General features: G+C 66.0%; 16 protein-coding genes. 8 read left to right on the top strand and 8 right to left on the bottom strand.

The window, feature by feature from the left end:
- The first annotated feature begins 1 nt into the window (after position 1).
- From G6N35_RS01670 to G6N35_RS01650, 5 genes are all read left to right on the top strand, one after another.
- On the top strand, positions 2 to 1,201 hold the full coding sequence (locus G6N35_RS01670) for a thiolase C-terminal domain-containing protein (protein ID WP_163802675.1): 1,200 nt from the start codon (positions 2 to 4) through the stop codon (positions 1,199 to 1,201).
- Positions 1,198 to 1,647 carry a Zn-ribbon domain-containing OB-fold protein gene (locus tag G6N35_RS01665; RefSeq protein WP_163802674.1) on the top strand — a complete coding sequence of 150 codons (450 nt, stop codon included), beginning with the start codon at positions 1,198 to 1,200 and terminating at the stop codon, positions 1,645 to 1,647. Before G6N35_RS01670 ends, G6N35_RS01665 begins: the two co-directional genes overlap by 4 nt.
- Before the next feature lie 331 nt (positions 1,648 to 1,978).
- Entirely contained in the window at positions 1,979 to 3,442 is a 1,464-nt protein-coding gene (locus G6N35_RS01660) for an aldehyde dehydrogenase family protein (RefSeq protein WP_163802673.1), read from the top strand.
- 9 nt (positions 3,443 to 3,451) lie between these two features.
- Complete coding sequence (locus G6N35_RS01655; protein ID WP_179967300.1) at positions 3,452 to 4,471, top strand: DUF2889 domain-containing protein; 1,020 nt, start codon at positions 3,452 to 3,454, stop codon at positions 4,469 to 4,471.
- A gap of 454 nt (positions 4,472 to 4,925) precedes the next feature.
- Positions 4,926 to 7,367 carry a CaiB/BaiF CoA-transferase family protein gene (locus G6N35_RS01650; protein ID WP_163802672.1) on the top strand — a complete coding sequence of 814 codons (2,442 nt, stop codon included), beginning with the start codon at positions 4,926 to 4,928 and terminating at the stop codon, positions 7,365 to 7,367.
- A gap of 76 nt (positions 7,368 to 7,443) precedes the next feature.
- Here the strand turns inward: G6N35_RS01650 and G6N35_RS01645 are convergent, their stop codons facing one another.
- From G6N35_RS01645 to G6N35_RS01615, 7 genes are all read right to left on the bottom strand, one after another.
- Positions 7,444 to 8,442 (bottom strand): uroporphyrinogen decarboxylase/cobalamine-independent methonine synthase family protein, encoded by a 999-nt coding sequence (locus G6N35_RS01645; protein ID WP_163802671.1) that lies wholly within the window; start codon positions 8,440 to 8,442, stop codon positions 7,444 to 7,446.
- Positions 8,443 to 8,515: 73 nt separating this feature from the next.
- Positions 8,516 to 9,598 carry a tRNA 2-thiouridine(34) synthase MnmA gene (gene mnmA / locus G6N35_RS01640; protein WP_163802669.1) on the bottom strand — a complete coding sequence of 361 codons (1,083 nt, stop codon included), beginning with the start codon at positions 9,596 to 9,598 and terminating at the stop codon, positions 8,516 to 8,518.
- Complete coding sequence (locus G6N35_RS01635; protein ID WP_163802666.1) at positions 9,595 to 10,800, bottom strand: cysteine desulfurase family protein; 1,206 nt, start codon at positions 10,798 to 10,800, stop codon at positions 9,595 to 9,597. Before G6N35_RS01635 ends, mnmA begins: the two co-directional genes overlap by 4 nt.
- A gap of 57 nt (positions 10,801 to 10,857) precedes the next feature.
- Positions 10,858 to 11,694: a lysophospholipid acyltransferase family protein gene (locus G6N35_RS01630; RefSeq protein WP_163802664.1), complete on the bottom strand. Its 837-nt coding sequence runs from the start codon at positions 11,692 to 11,694 to the stop codon at positions 10,858 to 10,860.
- Positions 11,694 to 12,530 (bottom strand): GNAT family N-acetyltransferase, encoded by an 837-nt coding sequence (locus tag G6N35_RS01625; protein WP_163802662.1) that lies wholly within the window; start codon positions 12,528 to 12,530, stop codon positions 11,694 to 11,696. Before G6N35_RS01625 ends, G6N35_RS01630 begins: the two co-directional genes overlap by 1 nt.
- A gap of 140 nt (positions 12,531 to 12,670) precedes the next feature.
- Positions 12,671 to 13,627 carry an electron transfer flavoprotein subunit alpha/FixB family protein gene (locus tag G6N35_RS01620; protein ID WP_163802660.1) on the bottom strand — a complete coding sequence of 319 codons (957 nt, stop codon included), beginning with the start codon at positions 13,625 to 13,627 and terminating at the stop codon, positions 12,671 to 12,673.
- Positions 13,628 to 13,666: 39 nt separating this feature from the next.
- Positions 13,667 to 14,461: an electron transfer flavoprotein subunit beta/FixA family protein gene (locus tag G6N35_RS01615; RefSeq protein WP_163802658.1), complete on the bottom strand. Its 795-nt coding sequence runs from the start codon at positions 14,459 to 14,461 to the stop codon at positions 13,667 to 13,669.
- Positions 14,462 to 14,667: 206 nt separating this feature from the next.
- Here G6N35_RS01615 and G6N35_RS01610 point away from each other — a divergent pair, with 206 nt between their 5' ends.
- The 3 genes from G6N35_RS01610 to G6N35_RS01600 are packed head-to-tail and all read left to right on the top strand — an operon-like array spanning position 14,668 to position 18,241.
- Positions 14,668 to 15,444 carry a class I SAM-dependent methyltransferase gene (locus G6N35_RS01610; protein WP_163802656.1) on the top strand — a complete coding sequence of 259 codons (777 nt, stop codon included), beginning with the start codon at positions 14,668 to 14,670 and terminating at the stop codon, positions 15,442 to 15,444.
- Entirely contained in the window at positions 15,441 to 17,006 is a 1,566-nt protein-coding gene (locus G6N35_RS01605; protein ID WP_163802654.1) for a 1,4-alpha-glucan branching protein domain-containing protein, read from the top strand. Before G6N35_RS01610 ends, G6N35_RS01605 begins: the two co-directional genes overlap by 4 nt.
- Positions 17,003 to 18,241 (top strand): glycosyltransferase family 4 protein, encoded by a 1,239-nt coding sequence (locus G6N35_RS01600; protein ID WP_163802652.1) that lies wholly within the window; start codon positions 17,003 to 17,005, stop codon positions 18,239 to 18,241. Before G6N35_RS01605 ends, G6N35_RS01600 begins: the two co-directional genes overlap by 4 nt.
- Before the next feature lie 62 nt (positions 18,242 to 18,303).
- On the opposite strand, the gene G6N35_RS01595 is transcribed toward G6N35_RS01600, so the two are convergent.
- Complete coding sequence (locus G6N35_RS01595; RefSeq protein WP_163802650.1) at positions 18,304 to 19,284, bottom strand: hypothetical protein; 981 nt, start codon at positions 19,282 to 19,284, stop codon at positions 18,304 to 18,306.
- Positions 19,285 to 19,487 lie beyond the last annotated feature (203 nt).

The following is a 19,487-nucleotide window of genomic DNA, read 5'->3' as shown; positions in this document are numbered from 1 at the left end:
AGTGTCCACTTCGAAGGGTCTTCGCGACTGCGCCATCGTCGGCATCGGCGCGACACCGTACTTCAAACGCGGCGAATCGCTGCCGAGGACCACCACCGAACTCGCGGGTGACGCCATTCTGGCCGCTTGCGAAGATGCTGGCTTGACTGTCCGGGACGTGGACGGTTTCGCCTACTATTCGGGCGCAAGTGCCGGCTATACCGAGAAGATGGATACCGCCGACTTCGTCGAAACGCTCGGTATCCCGGAGATTCGGTTCACCGCATCGCTGACGTCGGGAGGAGGAGGTTCGGCTGGAGCAATCGGCCTCGCACGGGCGGCAATCGTCGCCGGCGATGCCGACGTGGTTGTGACGGTCATGGCGTTGCAGCAGTCCAAACAGCGTCTCGGCTCGGTGTTTTCGGCCATGACCCCAGACCCGATCAACTCGTTCCTGCAGCCGTCGGGGCTATCGGGCCCCGGCCACCTGATGTCAGTGCTGGCCCGGCGCCACATGCATCTCTACGGCACCCGACGCGAGGCCTTCGCCGAGGTCGCAATCTCGACACGCGCCAACGCCATCAACCGGCCCAAGGCCCTTCACCGGAAGCCGCTGACCGCCGAGGAGTATTTCGGCGCGCGGATGATCGCGGACCCCCTGTGCCTGTACGACTTCTGCCAGGAGACGGACGGCGCGGTCGCGGTGATCACCACAAGCATCGAGCGTGCCCGGGACCTCAGACAGCGGCCGGTTCCCATCGTGGCGGCTGCCCATGGCGGCGTTCGGGATTGGGGCCGCGCATTCGCGTGGATGGGCATGCCTGACGAGTACTTCGCATCCTCTGGCAACAAACCCATTGCCGACCGACTTTACCGACAGGCCGACATCACACCCGACGATATCGACGTCGCTCTCCTGTACGACCACTTCACTCCGATGGTCGTCATGCAACTGGAGGACTACGGATTCTGCAGGAAGGGCGAAGGCGGCCCATTCGTCGAGAGCGGCGCGATCCGTTACGACGGGGGCTCGATTCCGGTCAACACGCACGGTGGCCAGCTCTCCGAGGGTTACGTCGTCGGCATGACTCACATCATGGAGGGCGTTGAGCAGATGCGCGGCAGTGCAATCAATCAGGTGCCCGGCGCAGAACTCGCGCTGATCACCGGCGGTCCGGCCAGTCTGCCGGTCAGTGGCCTGATCCTGGGACGCGCAGCATGAACGCCCAGCAGGAGACGCTGGCGACGACCATGCCGACCGACTATCTGCGCATCGTCGTCGACAAGAACACCGAGCCCTTCTGGCAGGCAGCCAGGGAACGTCGGCTGGTGGCGCCACAGTGCTCCGAGTGCGGCACCTTCCGGCTCCCGCCCACACCGTTCTGCCCTACCTGCCAGTCAAAGTCGGTGAACTGGATCGAACTCAGCGGTGCGGCAACGGTTTACAGCTTTGCTGTCGTGTACGGCATGCCAGGGATGCCGGAAGTGACACTGGTGCCCGCGGTGCTCGAACTTCCGGACGCCCCGGGCGCCAGACTGGTGAGCAACATCATCGGAGTCACGCCAGCCCAGGTGTCCATCGGAATGGCTGTGCGAGTGGACTTTTGCCCAGCCAATGACGGCTGGATGCTACCCGTCTTTCATCCTGACCGCCCTGGAAAGGAGTGATTGCCGATGTCGGACGAGGACAACGCGCTGCACGAGAAGCCCTTGGAGTTCTTTGCCAGTATTTCCAGCGTAGGCACAGACTGCGGCGGCCAAGCGATACTGCCTGAAGGCTCACACTTTCGCGCCTGGTGTACCTGTGGCCTCTGGAGCGTCGAAACCGATACGTCTGGCGAGGGTCTTCGATTGGCGCGCTTGCACACCCAGGGCAGTACCGGTTAGTCGGACCGACACGGCTCCGCCGGCATCTGCGGCCACTTCCATGAACGGCCCTGGGCCAGAACACCATCCACGCACCAGCGGCGCATTACCTGACAGGATCGTGAGGACCACTATGACGCACCCGACGCTCGACACTGAGCACCGACAAGTGACGCTAAGAATTGGGGGTGAGAAGCGAACGTCCGCCTCAGGTGGCTGGTTCGCACATATCAACCCGTGCACAGGTACTACCGATGCCGAGATTCCGCTGGCCGGCCCCGAGGAGGTCGATGAAGCGGTACAGGCTGCTCACCGCGCATTCGAGAGCTGGCGTAGCACCAGCCCGGCAGAACGCCGGGGTATCCTCATGCGCTTCGCCGACCTGATCGACGAGCACGGCGAAGACTTCAAGCAGCTCGCCGCCCTCGACAACGGCACGCCGATCGGCTTGGGCGATGGATTCGTCGGTATGTCGGTCGAGTGGACACGCTACTACGCGGGCTGGGCCGACAAGATCAACGGCGACGTCACCTCTTCGCTACGCACGCACGGCGACTTCAGCTACACCCTCAAGCAACCGTATGGTGTGATCGGTGTGATCATCACGTGGAACGGGCCGCTGTTCTCCTTGGCGATGAAAGTTCCTGCAGCCCTCGCGGCCGGCAACACCGTGGTGATCAAGCCCTCGGAACTCACCCCATTCAGCGCCGATCTGTATGCCCAACTGGCCACCGAGGCAGGCATACCCGACGGCGTCATCAATGTCGTTCCCGGATCGGCCGAGGCCGGCGCAGCACTTGTCGCGCATCCGCTGGTCAAGAAGGTGACGTTCACCGGCGGCCCTGCCACCGCGCGCAAGATTCTCGCGTTGTGTGCCGAGCACATCAAACCGGCGGTGATGGAGTTGGGCGGCAAGTCGGCCAACATCGTCTTCGCCGACGCAGATCTGGATCTGGCATGTGGCCTCGGCACGATCATGTCGGTCGGAGTCATGAGCGGCCAGGGATGCGCAATGCCCACCAGGATGATCGTCGCGCGCGAGGTCTATGACGAAGTAGTGTCCCGAGTGGCCGACTTGGCCAAGATGGTCAAGGTCGGAGATCCCCTCCAAGCCGATACCTTATCCGGCCCAGTTGTGAATTACGCAGCATTGCAACGTATTACCGGGATCATTGAACGGGCGCAGCGAGACGGCGCACGACTGGTGGCTGGCGGTAAACGGCTCGGAGGCGAGCTCGCCAACGGGTACTTTCTCGAGCCCACCGTGTTCGCCGACGTCGATCCCCTCTGCGAACTTGCCCAACAAGAAGTGTTCGGTCCGGTGTTGTCGATCATTCCGTTCGACACCGAGCAAGAGGCTGTGGCGATCGCCAACAACACCGAATACGGCCTCTCGGGCTATATCTTCACCAACGACCTCAAACGAGCCCATCGTGTGTCCGAGGCACTCAACACTGGCGAGGTTCTGATCAACGGGGCGGCGAACCTCGCGGTGAACCGGCCATTCGGCGGAATCGGTATCAGCGGAATGGGCAAGGAGGGCGGCCGCGAGGGTCTCGACGAATTCTTGCGCATCAAAGGAGTAGCCATCGCATGAGTACTCCTCATGAGTGACGTCCGACTAGGCATACCCGCCTTCGACCTCCACCCACTCCATGGTCTCCACGACCCCACCAGCTCGACGCCGGCACGGGAGCCGGGATCATTGCGGCGGACCAGTTCCATCGACATGGTTCGCGCCCCTGGTTCACTCGATCCGCTCTACCTACACGGCCGCGCACGGGACCTCGAAACAAGACTCGACGGTTCCGCGACCGAACGAACCACCGCGAGCCTCGAGGCGACGATCGACACTGCCGCACGGGTGGTGACACAACTCGAGGTCTCCCCCGACGTTCCAGAGCTACGCCTGGTCGGCGTACCAGCCATGAGTGGCTTCAGGGCCGCCGCCGACCGGGCAGCTCCGGAGCTGCGTCGGCACCGGGATCTGCGCTACACCTTGCTCGATGACGTCCCGGTCGCAATCCTGATCTCTGGACACGCCATCTCGGCCGCGCGTATCAAAGATCACCCAACGCAATCCGGCTACCTGCCCGTGGCCGACCAGTGCGCAGGCTTCCTGACCGGCGGGCTCCTGATGTCGTCGTTCGAAGCCGGGGACGCAGCTGTGGTCACCGGGCCGCCGGCGCCCGACCTTACCGGCATCGACCCGATCGGTTGGCATCCGATGGATGCACTACCTCTGCACGGAATGCGCAGGCGCCGCAGAGTAGACGTGACACTTGATAGCGGCGGCCGAGAGGTGACTATAGACAGCATGTTTCGTGACACCTACGTCAGGTCGGACAATCTAGAGACGGTCATTCACGAATACACACTCGAAGCACATGTAGACCGCCTGACGGGTGTAGTCCTGTCATCCCGAGCAACACCACGTGTCTTGCCCTGGCAGGAGTGCCCCGGCGCCGTGGCGAGCGCTGCCCGCATCGTCGGTATGCGACTGGATGATTTGCATACCAGAGTCCGACATGAGCTTTCGGGCATATCGACCTGTACGCATCTCAATGATCTCCTCCGGAGCGTCGCCGACGCTTCGGCGTTGATTGCCCTGCTGGACGACAAGTGACCAGTTCTGAGCAGCAAGCAAGAAGTCAAAGGCGCTGCGCGACAAATATTTTCATGGAAGTAGAACATCTACCGCAGGAGTTCGCCTCTGATTGACCTCTATTGAATCCTTCTCACGCACTGCCGAACGATCACGTCTGAATCTGAAATAGACTGTCGATCAACCGACATCATTAGCTCGACCCGACCTCAGGGGCATTCTTCGGTCGACGAGTCTTCGTCACACGGCCCCATCTCCGGTGGACAGCAACCAGTCGGGTGTTGACATCCTGACACGTCAGCACTTGGGCCAGACCCGGACTACGTCTCGAAATCGCCTGTGTTGCAACGCATCTGTTGCTCATACCGGCAAGATTTTTCATTGACACTGGACCGCCCCAGTGCGACACTCATCACACATCAACCCAAGCTGTGGCACAGATCGCCCCGGCCAAGACTACGTACAGGAGCAACGGATGCCCGGCGCTGAAGCCCTTCCACCACTTGACGGGGTCGTCGTCATTGATCTTTCGACAACGCTGGCCGGGGCTCAGGCAAGTCAGTTCCTCGCCGATTGTGGCGCAGAGGTCATCTTTGTCGAGCCGCCGGACGGAAGTCCGCTGCGCCAACTGCGAGGATGGCCGGCGCTTCTACGGAACAAACGCAGCATAACTCTGGACATCCGGAATGATGTTGGGCAAGAACGCTTGTGGAGCCTGTTGGAATCTGCCGATGTTCTGGTCACAACGATGCGCCCTGCCGCGGCGGAGCGACTCGGACTGACTTCCGATCAGATCACCCGACGCTGCCCGCAACTCGTGGCAGCCTCGATCACCGGCTGGGGATCCACGGGGCCCTTTCGCGACTACAAGGGCTGGTCTGCCCTCGTCGACGCGAAGATCGGAGTAATGCGATCCAAGCAAGGTCTGCTGTCACCGCCGCGGCCGGCATTCTGCAGCGCGCCCTATTCGGCGTGGGGCGCCCAGCAAGCTGCAGTCCAGGCGATCCTGGCTGCATTGATCGAACGTGAGAACAGCGGCGTCGGACAGGTGGTGGAATCCAATCTGGTGACCGGCATAGGTGCCATGGACCCGTACAACTGGTTCTATGAAACAGTCGTTGAACGCTATCCTGACGCGTATTTGCCAATGGACACTGTCTTCGACGATGAAGGACGTCCACAGATCTACCTGCTGTACGCACTGCTGACTGCCCCGACCTCAGACAACAAGTGGCTGCAATTCGCCCAAGTCTCCCCGCGCCTCATGCAAGCGTGGCTCACGGAGCTCGACCTTCTCGAAGAACTTGCGAATCCCAAATGGCAGGGATTTCCGATGCTTCCGACTGCCGAGCTTCGCACGCAGTGGTGGGACATCATGATCGAGAGAGTCGGCCGCCGCAGTCTCGATGAGTGGCAGCAAGCCTTCGACAACAATCGTGATCTCGGCGGTGAGTTGTTTCGTAGCCCCGCCGAGTCCCTCGACCACCCTCAGACGGTCTACGAGAATCGGGTCGTAACCGTCGATGACCCGAAAATCGGCCCCGTTCGCCAAGTTTCAACGCTCATTCATTCTGGAACGAAACCTCTCAGGCAGCCAGGTCGCGCCCCGGGCATCGGCGAACATTCTGACACCCCACTGCCCAAGCGGCGCGAGTGCAACACGACAGGCACACCCACCGTTGGGCTCCCACTCGCTGGCATCACCATCCTTGAGTTCGGAACGATGTTCGCCGGACCGTACGGGGCCACGATCTTGACCGATCTGGGTGCACGGGTGATCAAGGTTGAGCCACTGGAGGGTGATCACATTCGCCAACTGCTTGCCTTTCCCGAGGCCGGCGGGGCTAAAGTCCTGCAAGGCAAAGAAAGCGTCGCGATCGACTTTACCCAGCCCGAGGGCCTCGAAGTTGTCTACAAGCTGGTTGCCATGAGTGATGTCGCGCTGCTGTGTTTCCGGGGCGGTGCCGCCGAACGCGCGAAGATCGACGAAGACAGTCTTCGGAAGATCAAACCCGACATCGTTGTGCTCCACGCGCCGGGCTATGGGACAGAAGGCCCGTTCGCGCACCGAGCGGCATATGCACCATCAATCGGCGCGGCATCCGGCTTGGCGCAGGTCGACAGCAGGGGTGCGGCCGCGCCACCCAGGGATATCGAGGACATACACCGCCGGGCCGCAACCCTTTTCGCAGCTGGTGCCGTCTCGACGGTGCAGGCCGACGGTATCGCCGCCTTGGGAGTGGCATCCGCTCTGCTCGTCGGAATCTATGCGCAGAAACGGGGTATCACCATCCCGAACATGGCGGCGACGATGCTCGGCAGCAGCCAACAAGCTCTGATCAATCTGAACACGACATACCCCGGCGCCCCAACCGAAGCTGTCGTCAACGACGACTTCACCGGACTCAACGCGCTCTACCGTGCATACCCGGCCTCCGACGGTTGGGTCTTCCTCGCCGCTCCGCAACCGGAAGAGTGGCCCGTCCTGGCGAAGGCGCTGTCACAGTATGCGGACATCGGCGGTGATGAACGTTTCGCGACCGCGGAATTGCGAGGTCAACACGATGCGGATCTGGCCGAGTTGCTAGCCGCCATCTTCGCCACCAAGCCGAAACTGGAATGGGAGCGGGAACTGACCGGACAAGACGTCGGCTGCGTCGAAGTGGCTCAGTCGATTCCGGAGCGGCTACTGCAGAGCGATACGTACTTCGACGCCGGCTACGCTGTCGAGGCCGACAGTCCCATTTTCGGTCATCACCGCCGACTTGCACCGTTGGCTCGGTTTTCCAGGTCCGCGACCAAAGCCGATGGCGGATGCACGATCGGCCAACACACCGACGCGGTGCTCCGGGAAGTCGGCTTGTCAGATGAGGACATCGCCACACTACGTCTGAAGAGCATCGTGGGCAGCCCTTGAGAGCAACGGGATGCCGTTCATCAGCCACTGGTCCGAGGCGCCGCGAAGACCGGCACCTTCGACTCCGGTGGTCCGCTCAGGACGCCCCTGCGACGAAATCGGCACCACGCTGACACAAGCTGACTGCGGCACGCGCCCATGAGGAGGTCGCGCCGGCTAACCCGCAGGTGGGGCTGATGCCCACTCGATCGCGTACCGAACTGCGGGAGAAGCCGACTCGATCAATGATTCGAATCGCGGTCTCAGCCACCTCCTCGGCCGACGGCCAGCTCGCCGGGGTGCTCGTCGGTACCACGCCGAACACCACCGCCCGGCCCGAGTCCAGGAACTCGCCGAGCCCATCCAGATCGGTCTCCGCAAACGTACTCGCATCCACCGAGATGGCATGGATCATGCTTCGCTGCAGCACTTTCCACGGCACTGCTGCGCAGCTGTGCAACACCACATCCGTACCCGCAGCGACAACACACTCGTCGAGCAGGCTGATAGCCACCGCTTCATCGACCGCATGCACCGGGTTCATCACAGTCACCCCGGTCAACTGTCCGGCCAGCGCGGAGGACAGCATGGGCTCGTCGAACTGCACCACGACGGTCGTACCTAGCCGTCGCGCCAGCTCGGCCCGATGTCGACCTACGCCTTCGGCCAAGGAGGACGTCAGGTCACGGACGGCACCGGCGTCCGTGATCGCGCGGTGCCCATTGGGCAACTCCAGCCCGGCCGCTAGGGTGATCGGTCCCGGCGCCTGCACCTTGACCGGCCGTCCCGAGCCTGTCCCACCGGCCTTCTCCCAGGCCTCCTCCAGCGCGTCGATGTCCTCGTCGAGCAGGCTGGTCGCCCGGCGCACCACCGCACCGGGCCGGGCGGTGATGCGGTATCCACGCGGCACGGTGTCGATGGCGATGTCGATGAGCAGGGCACCGGCCCGCCCGATGGTGTCCGCACCCACGCCGCGGGCGGGCAGCTCGACCAGGTGGGGCAGCCTATGCAGCTCACCGACCACGATCTGGGCGGCTTCCCGCGGCGCCGAACCGGGCCAGGAACCGATGCCGGTGGCCGCCGCGAAAACATTCATCGGGCAACCGTATTGGACACCCGACGCAGGGTTGGCACCCGGGGCCCGGGGGGACCGACGGCGGGCACCGTCGTCAGCAGGATTGCGATCGGTTGACGATCGTGGCGCTGCCGATGACCTCGTCGCCGGCCGGATCGGGCCGGTAGAGCACCAGCGTCTGGCCAGCAGCCACCCCGTTCAACGGAGCCCGCAGCCTCACCTGCACATCCTCCCCGACCAGTTCGGCCACCGCGGGCACGATGCCGCCGTGGGCGCGCACCTGCACCTCGCACTCCACCGGACCCTGCGGTGCCACACCGGAGGTGAACACCGGCTGCTTGCCGGTCAGGGCCCAGGTTTGCAGATCGGCGGCCGCGCCGACCCGCACGGTCTGGGTGTCGGCGTCGATCTCGGTGACATAGCGCGGTGCGCCGTCCGGACCGGGACCGGCGATACCGAGACCCTTGCGCTGACCGATGGTGAAGCCGTGCACGCCATCGTGCTCGGCGAGCACGGTGCCGCCGGCATCCACCACGGCCCCGCGGCGCACGCCGATGCGGGCACCCAGGAAGGCGCGGGTGTCCCCGGACGGGATGAAGCAGATGTCGTGGCTATCGGCCTTGCGGGCCACCGGCAGGCCGCGCTCGGCGGCCTCGTCACGGATCTGCGGCTTGGGGGTGTCACCGATCGGGAACAAGGCGTGGCGCAGTTGGGTGGCGGTCAGCACGGCCAACACATAGGACTGGTCCTTGTCGGCGTCCACGGCGCGACGCAACCGGCCGTGTTCGAGCCGCGCGTAATGGCCGGTGGCCACCGCATCGAAGCCCAGCGCCAGGGCCCTGGCCGCCAGCGCAGAGAACTTGATCTTCTCGTTGCACCGCACGCACGGGTTCGGTGTTTCACCGCGGGCATAGGACTCGACGAAATCGTCGATCACATCCTGCTTGAACTGGTCGGCGAAATCCCAGACATAGAAAGGTATTCCGAGGACATCGGCCACCCGACGGGCGTCACCGGCGTCCTCGCGCGAACAGCAGCCGCGCGAGCCGGTCCGCAGTGCACCAGGCGCGCTGGACAGCGCGAGGTGCACACCGACCACCTCGTGGCCGGCGTCGACCATGCGTGCGGCGGCGACCGACGAATCCACCCCGCCGCTCATCGCGGCCAGCACCCTCATCGCAGACCGCCCAGCGTCGAACTGGCCAGCGCGGCCTGCCGGGCCCGCTCGACGGCGCCGGGCAGCACCCGCAGCGCCGCGTCGACGTCGGCCTCGGTGCTGGTGTGCCCCAACGACAACCGCAGCGACCCACGGGAGACATCGGCATCGGCGCCCATCGCCAGCAGCACGTGCGAGGGCTGAGCCACCCCGGCGGTGCACGCCGAACCGGTGGAACATTCGATCCCGTTGGCGTCCAACAACATCAACAACGAATCACCCTCGCAGCCGCGGAACGTGAAGTGCGTGTTGCCGGGCAGCCGGCGCTCACCCAGCGCACCGTTGACCTGGGTGTCGTCGATCGTGTCGAGCACACCGTTGATCAGTCGCTGCTGCAGGGCACGCAGCCGCGCGGCGGTGACGTCCAATGACTCGACGGCGATCCGGGCGGCGGCCGCCATCGCCACCACGCCCGCGACATCGGGTGTGCCCGAACGGACGTCGCGTTCCTGGCCGCCACCGTGCAGCAGCGGCACACAGGCGGCGTCGCGGCGCAGGAAAAGCGCCCCCACTCCGGTGGGGCCGCCGAACTTGTGGGCGGTGATGCTCATGGCCGACAGCCCGGCTGCACCGAAGTGCACCGGGATCTGCCCGACGGCCTGCACGGCATCGCAGTGCATCGGGACTTCGAACTCGGCCGCCACGGCGGCCAGTTCGCTGATCGGCATGATGGTGCCGACCTCGTTGTTGGCCCACATGATCGAGACCAGGGCCACCTGGGGCCCGTGCTCGGCGAGCACCTCACGCAACGCGGCCGGTGTCACCGAACCGTCGGCTTCGGTGGGCAGGTAGGTGACCTCGGCGCCCTCGTGCTCGGCCAGCCAGATGACCGCGTCGAGCACCGCGTGGTGTTCGACCGCGGTGGTCACGATGCGGGTGCGCTGCGGGTCGGCGTCACGACGAGCCCAGTAGAGGCCCTTGACGGCGAGGTTGTCGCTCTCGGTACCGCCGGCGGTGAAGATGATCTCCGAGGGACGGGCGCCGAGCAGCGCCGCAAGGCTCTCCCGAGACTCCTCCATCCGGCGCCGGGCGTCTCGTCCCGAGGTGTGCAACGAGGAGGCGTTGCCCACGGTGGCCAGGGCAGCGGTCATCGCCTCGATGGCAGCGGGATGCATCGGGGTGGTGGCGGCGTGGTCGAGGTAGACCGGAGCGGTCAGGCTCATGGCCTGTCCAGGATACCCGCAGGCCAGCGCCCACCTGTCCGCGACGAAGCTCAGGCGCTAACCAACCAGCGCGTGGGTGTGCTCGAAGTGGGGTGTGATCCGGCCCCGCACGGCCACCTCGCAGCGCGCCGCCAGCTCCCGCCGGCAGGTGCCGGGCAGCTCCAGTGAGGCGACGTCCACGTCGACCACGGTGAGCTTGGTCCGGGCGGTGCGGCTCAGCGACTGCCACAGCGTGTCGTCGCCGATGAACGCCGGCAGGGTCGAGGGCCGACCGTCGCGGTGGTGGTAGGTCAGCCGCAGCGGCTGCACCGGGCGACCGGAGTCGACCGCGGCTTGGAACATCGCCGGACGGAATGGCCCGTAGGCCAGCCCACACCAGGTGGTCCCTTCCGGGAAGGCCACGACGGTCTGACCGCGCCGCAGCCGTTCGGCCACTACCGCCACCACGTGCGGCAGCCGGCGCAGGCTGGCGCGGTCGATCGGGATGATCTTCATGATGCGCGCGGCCAGCCCCACCGCGGGCCAGTCGATCAGGTCCGCGCGGGCCACGAAGGCGCCGGGCAGCACCGAGCCGATCACGAAGATGTCCACCCACGACACGTGACCGCTCACCACTAGAACTCCACGCAGGTTCCGAATGGGACCGCCGGACAACGTAATTCGCACGCCCAAGCTGCGCAGGAACAGCCGGCAGTACAGCCGCTGCACCCGGGAGCGGCCCGGCAGCGGCACCGCCAGCAGCGGCAACGCGGGCAGCATCAACAGCGCGGCGGCGACACGCCTGATCAGCCGCAGGGTGGCCAGGACCGGATCACCCGGCGTCCCGCTGCCGGCCCGCACGCAGCTGTCATCGCAGCTGGCCCTGGGCAGCCAGGCATGTTCGACGGTGCTCATCAGGCCATCCCCAACTCGGCGGCCGCCGATACCGAACGCAGCCGGGTCAGGTAGCGGGTGTCGGCCTGACGTTTGTCCAGCAGGGCCGGGAAGTCGCCGACGCCGAAGTCCGGGTCATGAGCGGGTTCGCCGCAGACTTTGGCGCCCAGCCGCAGGTAGCCGCGCATGAGCGGCGGGATGGTGGGCCGGCTCGGTGGGTCGATGTCGTCGAGGGAGCGGCCGTCGATCACCACCGGCCGGTAGGGCCGGACCGTGAGTTCCGGGGCGGCCGCGTGGCGGCGCAGGACGAAGTCACGCACCCCGCGCAGGTGGCTGCCGGGTTCCCCGTCGCCGTGGGTGGGCACCGAGACGCACCCGGTGACGTAGTCGTAGCCGCTGCGGTCGAGGTAGGCCAGGATGCCGCCCCACATCAGCAGCACCACTGCACCGTTGCGGTGATCACCGCGCACCACCGCACGCCCCATCTCCACCAGCGAGGGTCGTAGTACGTCCAGTGCGGAAACGTCGAATTCGGTTGCCGTGTAAAGACTTCCGGCGGCAATGGCGCCGGGCGGCGGCAGCATGCGGTAGCAGCCGACGATCTCGCCGCTGATGTCCTCACGGACCAGCAGGTGATCGCAGAATTCATCGAAGCGGTCGGCGTCCAGATCGGCGGCCACCCCGTCCCCGCCGGCCGGCAGGGCGAATCCCGGCTCGGTGCTGAACACTAGGTGGCGCAGTCGCTGGGCCTCCTCGACGAGTGCGGGGGCATTGGTCAGCAGCAGCGTGTAGCGGGGGCCGCTCAGGGCGGCGGATTCGGCGTGATCGGGGGCTATGAGTACAGAGGCAGTGCTCATGCCTGCACGGTCGCCGTTGCGTTCAGCGGGAGGCCAACGTGTGCGTGACGTGTTCGTGCACTCTGGATGACGAATAGAAACAGAAAGCCCCGGGACCCGCCGCTAACGGTGGGTGCCCGGGGCTTTCCGGTGAAGCGTGCTCAGCCCTTGCGGGCCTTGACGGCCTCGGTCAGCTGCGGGGTGACGTTGAACAGGTCTCCCACGATGCCGTAGTCGGCGATCTCGAAGATCGGCGCCTCTTCGTCCTTGTTGACCGCGACGATCGTCTTGGACGTCTGCATCCCGGCCCGGTGCTGGATCGCTCCGGAGATGCCCAGCGCGATGTACAGCTGCGGCGAGACGGTCTTGCCGGTCTGGCCCACCTGGAACTGGCCCGGGTAGTAGCCGGAGTCGACGGCCGCACGGGAGGCGCCCACGGCACCGCCCAGCGAGTCGGCGAGCTCCTCGACGACGGTGAACTTTTCGGCGCTGCCGACGCCACGGCCGCCGGAAACCACCACACTGGCCTCGGTGAGCTCCGGGCGATCGCCGGCGACGGCGGGCTGACGCGAGGTGATCTTGGTGGCGTTCTCGGCCGGAGCCGGGACCTCCACGGTGACCTGCTCGCCGGCACCTGCGGCAGGCGCAGCCTCGACGGCGCCCGGGCGCACGGTGATCACCGGCACCTCAGCGTTGACCTGAGCCTCGACGGTGAAGGCGCCACCGAAGATCGAGTGGATGGCCTTGCCACCCTCCTTGACCTCGACGACGTCGGACAGCACACCCGAACCGATCCGGGCGGCCAGCCGGCCTGCGATCTCCTTGCCGTCGGCGTTGGCAGCCAGCAGCACGGCGGCCGGCGAGGCCGACTCCACCAGCGACTCCAGCACGTCGACGAACGGGGTGATCAGGTAGCCCTCTGCGTCGGCCGACTCGGCGACGTAGATCTTGGCCGCGCCGGCGGCCTTCAGGTCGTCGACCAGCGGGGCGGCGGTGCCGGGAGCACCGACCACGACAGCGGACGGCTCGCCCAGGGTGCGGGCGGCGGTGATGAGCTCGGCGGTGACTTTCTTCACCGCACCTTCGGAGTGCTCGACGAGCACCAGTACTTCAGCCATAGCGGTTGTTCGCCTCTTGTTCTCGTTAGGTGGTCTGTTCTAGATGATCTTTTGCGCCACGAGGTACTCGGCGATCTTCTTGCCGCCCTCGCCCTCGTCGGTGATCTTCTCGCCCGCGGTCTTCGGCGGCTTCGGGGTGGAGGCCAGGACCTTCGAACCGGCGTTGGCCAGCCCGACCTCGTCGGCCTCGACGCCGATCTCGGCCAGCGTCAGGGTGGTCACTTCCTTCTTCTTGGCGGCCATGATGCCCTTGAAGGAGGGGAAGCGAGGCTCGTTGATCTTCTCGTTGACGCTGATCACTGCGGGCAGCGACGCCTCGACGGTGAACACACCCTCGTCAGTCTCGCGCTCACCGGTGATCTTGCCGCCCTCGACGGTGACCTTGCGCAGGTGCGTCAGCTGGGGCAGGCCCAGGTACTCGGCGATGATGGCCGGAACGGCTCCGCCGGTGCCGTCGGTGGCCTCGTTTCCGGCGATGACCAGCTCGGTGCCCTCGATGGCGCCCAGCGCGCGGGCCAGGGCCCAGCCGGTCTGGACCATGTCGGAGCCGTGCAGGCCCGGATCGAGCAGGTGTACGGCCTTGTCGGCACCCATGGACAGCGCCTTGCGGATGGCCTCGGTGGCGCGCTCGGGACCGGCGGTCAGCACGGTCACGGTGCCGGCGGCGTCGCCTTCCTTCTCCTTGATGAGCAGCGCTTCTTCAACTGCGCGCTCGTTGATCTCGTCCAGCACGGCGTCGGCGGCGTCACGGTCAAGGGTGTAGTCACCGTCGGAGAGCTTGCGCTCGGACCACGTGTCTGGGACCTGTTTGATCAGGACCACGATGTTCGTCATGAGTCTTCCTACGTCCTCCTGGCAGGCGTCCTGCGCCGAGAGTGGACGCAAGACTTTGGGTCACTTCCGCAACTCACACCATGTTACTCGTCGGTAACTTTGAGTGGTTCGCACGAACACCATAGCTGAGCGAAGTTTGTGTTCTTGCAGCCCATCGGTACCCGAGCGGTTCGCGATCCGCCGAGTTCGGGTTAGCCTGCCTTGCAATGAGCGCATCTGTGACGGACCCGGGCGACGGCGGCTTGCCGCTGACCGGCGAGCGGACCATCCCGGGTCTGGCGGAAGAGAACTACTGGTTCCGCCGGCACGAGGTGGTCTATCGACGTCTGAGTGGCCTTTGTGCAGGTAAAGACGTCCTCGAAGCAGGTTGCGGCGAAGGTTACGGCGCCGACTTGATCGCCGACGTGGCCCGCCGGGTGGTGGCGGTGGACTATGACGCCGCCACGGTGGCCCATGTGCGAGCCCGCTACCCCCGGGTGCAGGTGGTCGCAGCCAACCTGGCCTCCCTGCCGCTTCCGGACACTTCGGTTGACGTTGTGGTGAACTTCCAGGTCATCGAGCATTTGTGGGATCAGCCACAGTTCGTGACGGAATGCTTACGGGTGCTGCGCCCCGGCGGACTGCTGTTGATGTCCACGCCGAACCGGATCACCTTCTCCCCCGGTCTGGACACTCCGGTCAACCCGTTCCATACCCGCGAGCTCAATGCCGCTGAACTGGCCGAACTGCTCACCGAAGGCGGTTTCCGGATGCAGTCGATGAACGGGGTCTTTCACGGCCCCCGGCTGGCGGAGATGGACGCCCGCCACGGCGGGTCGATCATCGCCGCACAGATCGACCGTGCGGTGGCCGACGCTCCATGGCCGGCGGATCTGCTGGCCGACGTGGCCGCGGTGCAGTGCGAGGACTTCGATCTGGCGCAAGAGGCCGATCGGGATATCGACGAGAGCCTGGATCTGGTGGCGATAGCGGTGCGCCCGTGACGACTGCACCGGAGCCCGTCCCCGGGCAGTTCTCGCTCGTCCTGCACACGCACCTGCCGTGGCTGGCCCACCATGGTCGCTGGCCCGTCGGCGAGGAGTGGCTGTATCAGTCCTGGGCGGCGGCCTACCTGCCACTGATGCGGGTACTGCGGACGTTGGCCGCCGAGGGGCGTCGCGGACTGCTGACGCTGGGTATGACCCCGGTGGTCACCGCCCAACTCGATGACCCGTATTGCCTCGACGGGATGCATCGCTGGCTGGCGAACTGGCAGCTGCGGGCGCTGGAAGCAGCGAACCTGCACACCCCGACGGGAGCGGCCGACGGCACCGCCACAACGCCGGAAGCCTTGCGCCAGTTCGGCATTCGCGAATACGACGAAGCCGGCCGGGCCCTGGAGGACTTCACCACGCTGTGGCGCCACGGCGCCAGCCCGCTGCTGCGCGGGCTCATCGAGGCCGGCACCGTCGAACTGCTTGGCGGCCCGCTGGCCCACCCGTTCCAGCCGCTGCTCAATCCCCGGCTTCGCGAGTTCGCGCTACGCGAGGGGCTGGCCGATGCCCGTGCGCGATTCGCCCACACGCCGGCCGGCATCTGGGCACCCGAATGTGCCTATGCCCCAGGGATGGAACACGGCTACGCCGCCGCCGGCGTCGGGCACTTCATGGTCGACGGGCCCTCGCTGCACGGCGACACTGCGCTGGGCCGGCCCGTGGGCGAGTCCAATGTCGTCGCCTTCGGCCGCGATCTTCAGGTCAGCTACCGGGTGTGGTCGCCGAAGTCCGGCTACCCCGGCCACGCCGCCTACCGTGACTTCCACACCTACGATCACGTCACCGGCCTCAAGCCCGCCCGGGTGACCGGCCGCAACGTCACCTCGGAGAACAAGGCTCCCTACGATCCGGCGCGGGCCGACCGGGCCATCGACACCCATGTCGCGGACTTCGTGGACGTGGTCCGCCAGCGCCTCATCTCCGAGTCCGAGCGCATCGGACGTCCCGCACATGTGGTGGCCGCCTTCGACACCGAACTGTTCGGGCACTGGTGGTACGAGGGGCCGATCTGGTTGGAGCGGCTGATGCGGGCACTCCCCGAAGCGGGGGTGCGCGTCGGCACGCTCAGCGATGCACTGGCAGGAGGCTTCGTCGGGACGCCGGTCGAATTGCCGCCCAGCTCATGGGGTTCGGGCAAGGACTGGCAGGTGTGGGCCGGCGAGAAGGTCGCCGATTTCGTGGCGCTCAATGCCGAGGTGGTCGACACCGCACTGACGACCGTCGACAAGGCGCTGGCGCAGAGCGGCACCGCGCCGAGCCGGGACTTCGTCGCCGACCAGCTGCTGCGGGAGACGCTGCTGACCGTGTCCAGCGACTGGCCGTTCATGGTCAGCAAGGATTCGGCCGCCGACTACGCGCGCTACCGCGCCCATCTGCACGCCCACGCCACCCGCGAGATCGCCGACGCGCTGGCCGGGGGCCGCCGTCCCGCTGCCGAAAGGCTGGCACAGGACTGGAACCGGGCCGACGGCCTGTTCGGCGCACTGGATGCGAGGCGGCTGCCGCGATGAAGATCCTGATGGTGTCGTGGGAGTACCCGCCGGTGGTGATCGGCGGCCTCGGCCGGCACGTCCACCACCTGGCCACGGCGCTGGCCGCCGACGGCCACGAGGTGGTGGTGCTCTCGCGTCGGCCCACCGGCACCGACCCGTATACGCACCCCACCACCGACGAAGTCCACGAGGGTGTGCGCGTGATCGCCGCCGCCCAGGATCCGCACGAATTCGACTTCGGCCGCGACCTGATGGCCTGGACGCTGGCGATGGGCCACTCGATGGTCCGCGCGGGGCTGACCCTGCACGCCAAGGGCTGGCAACCCGATGTGGTGCATGCCCATGACTGGTTGGTTGCCCATCCCGCCATCGCCTTGGCCGAATTCTTCGATGTACCCATGGTTTCCACCGTGCATGCCACCGAAGCGGGCCGGCATTCGGGGTGGGTGTCGGGCAAGATCAGCCGCCAGGTGCATGCCATCGAGTCCTGGTTTGTCCGCGAATCGGACTCACTGATCGCCTGCTCGGCGTCCATGTCGGAGGAGATCTCCGACCTGTTCGGGCCAGGCCTGGCCGAGATCAGCGTCATCTGCAACGGGATCGATTCCAGTCGTTGGCCGTTCGCGCCCCGGCGCCGTCACGACGGGCCGGCCGAACTGCTGTTCTTCGGGCGGCTGGAATACGAGAAGGGTGTCCACGAGGCGATCGCAGCGCTGCCGCGCATCCGTCGCGCCCACCCAGGCACCACCTTGACCGTGGCCGGCGATGGTACGCAGCAGGAGTGGCTGATAGAGGTAGCGCGAAAGCACAAGGTGCTCAAGGCTGTTCAGTTCGTCGGTCGCGTCGACCACGACCAGCTGCTGCACCTGCTACACCGCGCCGACGTCGCGGTGCTGCCCAGTCACTACGAGCCGTTCGGGATCGTCGCGCTGGAGGCGGCCGCGGCCGGCATCCCGCTGGTGACTTCCACCGCGGGTGGTCTGGGTGAGGCAGTGATCAGTGGCCAGACCGGGATGTCCTGCCCGCCGCGCGATGTCGCCGCGCTGGCCGCTGCGGTGCGCAGTGTGCTCGACGATCCGCAGGCGGCCCAACAGCGTGCCGTCGCCGCTCGCGCGCGACTCACCTCGGATTTCGACTGGCACACCGTGGCCAGCCAGACCGCTCAGGTGTATCTGGCGGCCAAGCGCCGAGAACGCATCCCGCAGCCGCGCCGGCCGATCGTCGAGCACGCGCTGCCCGGCCGTTCGGACTGACCAGACACGACAACGAAGTCCTTCCCACCCGCAATCGCGGGTAGGAAGGACTCCGGTGGCTGCTACGGGTTGTGTACGGTCTTGGCGTTACCGACAACCCCGACATGGTTGTTGTCGCCCGGCCCGGCGGTCACGGTGTTCAGATTGCCGACCGCAACGGCCGAGTTGTGGCTGGACACCGGCTGATCACCAGTTGCGCCGGCGGTCACGACATTCTTGAATCCGTGCCCCCAGGCGCGGTTGTAGTCGCCGCCACTGGCCGTGGCGGAGCTGTCCGTACCGGCCACGATCGCGAGATTGTGGTTACCGTTCTGGGCGTAGGCATAGTTGTTGTTCCCGCGCGCGAAGGCATGGTTGTAGTTTCCGGCTGCCGCAGTCGCTTCGCTGTCGCCAGTCTCGATGGCCCAGTTGCCGTTACCGTTATAAGCATCGGCGCCTGCCTCGTCGCCTCCACCCAGTGCGGCGATGGCGACATTGTTGTCCCCGTGGTTGGCCTCCGCATACGAGTAGTAACCGCCGGTCAAGAAGTTCAGGGCGGTGTTGAAGTTGCCGCTGTCGGCCTCCGTGAAGGGTTCGTAACCTCCGGTGAGGAACTGGAGAGCCAGGTTGTTGTTGCCATTCTCGGCGTCAGCCTCGCTGTAATACCCCGCAGGCGAAAGGATGTTCACGGCGCGGTTGTTGTTGCCGCCCGTCGCCGTTGCCGATCCATCCCATCCGGCTTCGATGACCGTGGCGATGTCGTGGGTGCCGCCGTAGGCGGACGCAGCGTTGTAGTAGCCGACGGCGGTCGCCCGGTTGAAGTCACCACCGTAGGCCTGGGCGGTCGAATCAGCGCCGATCGCCGTCGCCCAATCGAGATTGCCGGCCGGTGAAGTCGCGTTGTAGGCGGTGGCAGTAGAGCCATTGCCCACCGCGATCGCCTCGTCCGCCGAGCCACCTCCGGCGGTCGCAGAGCTGTTGACGCCGATCGCCCACGCTCCGCTGAACAGACCACTGGCCGTGGCCGAACTGTCGTAGCCGAAGGCCACCGCGAGCGCACCCATCCCAGTCGCGGAACATGTCGAGGACCCGCTGTGCAGGTTGACATTCCCAAACGCGATACACCCGTCCGCACGCGCCGGCGCCGCCGAACCCAATGCCGCCGTTCCGAATGTCGTCGCACACGCCGCACCCCCCAGCGCCAACAATCCGATCCGAATCACGCGATCACGCGTGGACGCCGTCCACCCACCAAACCCTTGCATCG

Source organism: Mycolicibacterium anyangense, from assembly GCF_010731855.1.
In the GTDB taxonomy this organism is placed as follows: Bacteria; Actinomycetota; Actinomycetes; order Mycobacteriales; family Mycobacteriaceae; genus Mycobacterium; species Mycobacterium anyangense.
The sequence above is the reverse complement of the archived record's forward strand: the minus strand, read 5'-3'. Positions and strand labels throughout refer to the sequence as shown.

Coding starts and splice junctions, on each gene's coding strand:
- G6N35_RS01610 (WP_163802656.1), top strand. CDS start 14,668: ATGAGCGCATCTGTGACGGACCCGGGCGACGGCGGCTTGCCGCTGACC.
- G6N35_RS01645 (WP_163802671.1), bottom strand. CDS start 8,442: ATGAATGTTTTCGCGGCGGCCACCGGCATCGGTTCCTGGCCCGGTTCG.
- G6N35_RS01665 (WP_163802674.1), top strand. CDS start 1,198: ATGAACGCCCAGCAGGAGACGCTGGCGACGACCATGCCGACCGACTAT.
- G6N35_RS01650 (WP_163802672.1), top strand. CDS start 4,926: ATGCCCGGCGCTGAAGCCCTTCCACCACTTGACGGGGTCGTCGTCATT.
- G6N35_RS01615 (WP_163802658.1), bottom strand. CDS start 14,461: ATGACGAACATCGTGGTCCTGATCAAACAGGTCCCAGACACGTGGTCC.
- G6N35_RS01595 (WP_163802650.1), bottom strand. CDS start 19,284: ATGGGTGCGCTCGCGGTGGCCTTCGGCTACGACAGTTCGGCCACGGCC.
- G6N35_RS01600 (WP_163802652.1), top strand. CDS start 17,003: ATGAAGATCCTGATGGTGTCGTGGGAGTACCCGCCGGTGGTGATCGGC.
- G6N35_RS01625 (WP_163802662.1), bottom strand. CDS start 12,530: ATGAGCACTGCCTCTGTACTCATAGCCCCCGATCACGCCGAATCCGCC.
- G6N35_RS01635 (WP_163802666.1), bottom strand. CDS start 10,800: ATGAGCCTGACCGCTCCGGTCTACCTCGACCACGCCGCCACCACCCCG.
- G6N35_RS01660 (WP_163802673.1), top strand. CDS start 1,979: ATGACGCACCCGACGCTCGACACTGAGCACCGACAAGTGACGCTAAGA.
- mnmA (WP_163802669.1), bottom strand. CDS start 9,598: ATGAGGGTGCTGGCCGCGATGAGCGGCGGGGTGGATTCGTCGGTCGCC.
- G6N35_RS01655 (WP_179967300.1), top strand. CDS start 3,452: ATGAGTGACGTCCGACTAGGCATACCCGCCTTCGACCTCCACCCACTC.
- G6N35_RS01620 (WP_163802660.1), bottom strand. CDS start 13,627: ATGGCTGAAGTACTGGTGCTCGTCGAGCACTCCGAAGGTGCGGTGAAG.
- G6N35_RS01630 (WP_163802664.1), bottom strand. CDS start 11,694: ATGAGCACCGTCGAACATGCCTGGCTGCCCAGGGCCAGCTGCGATGAC.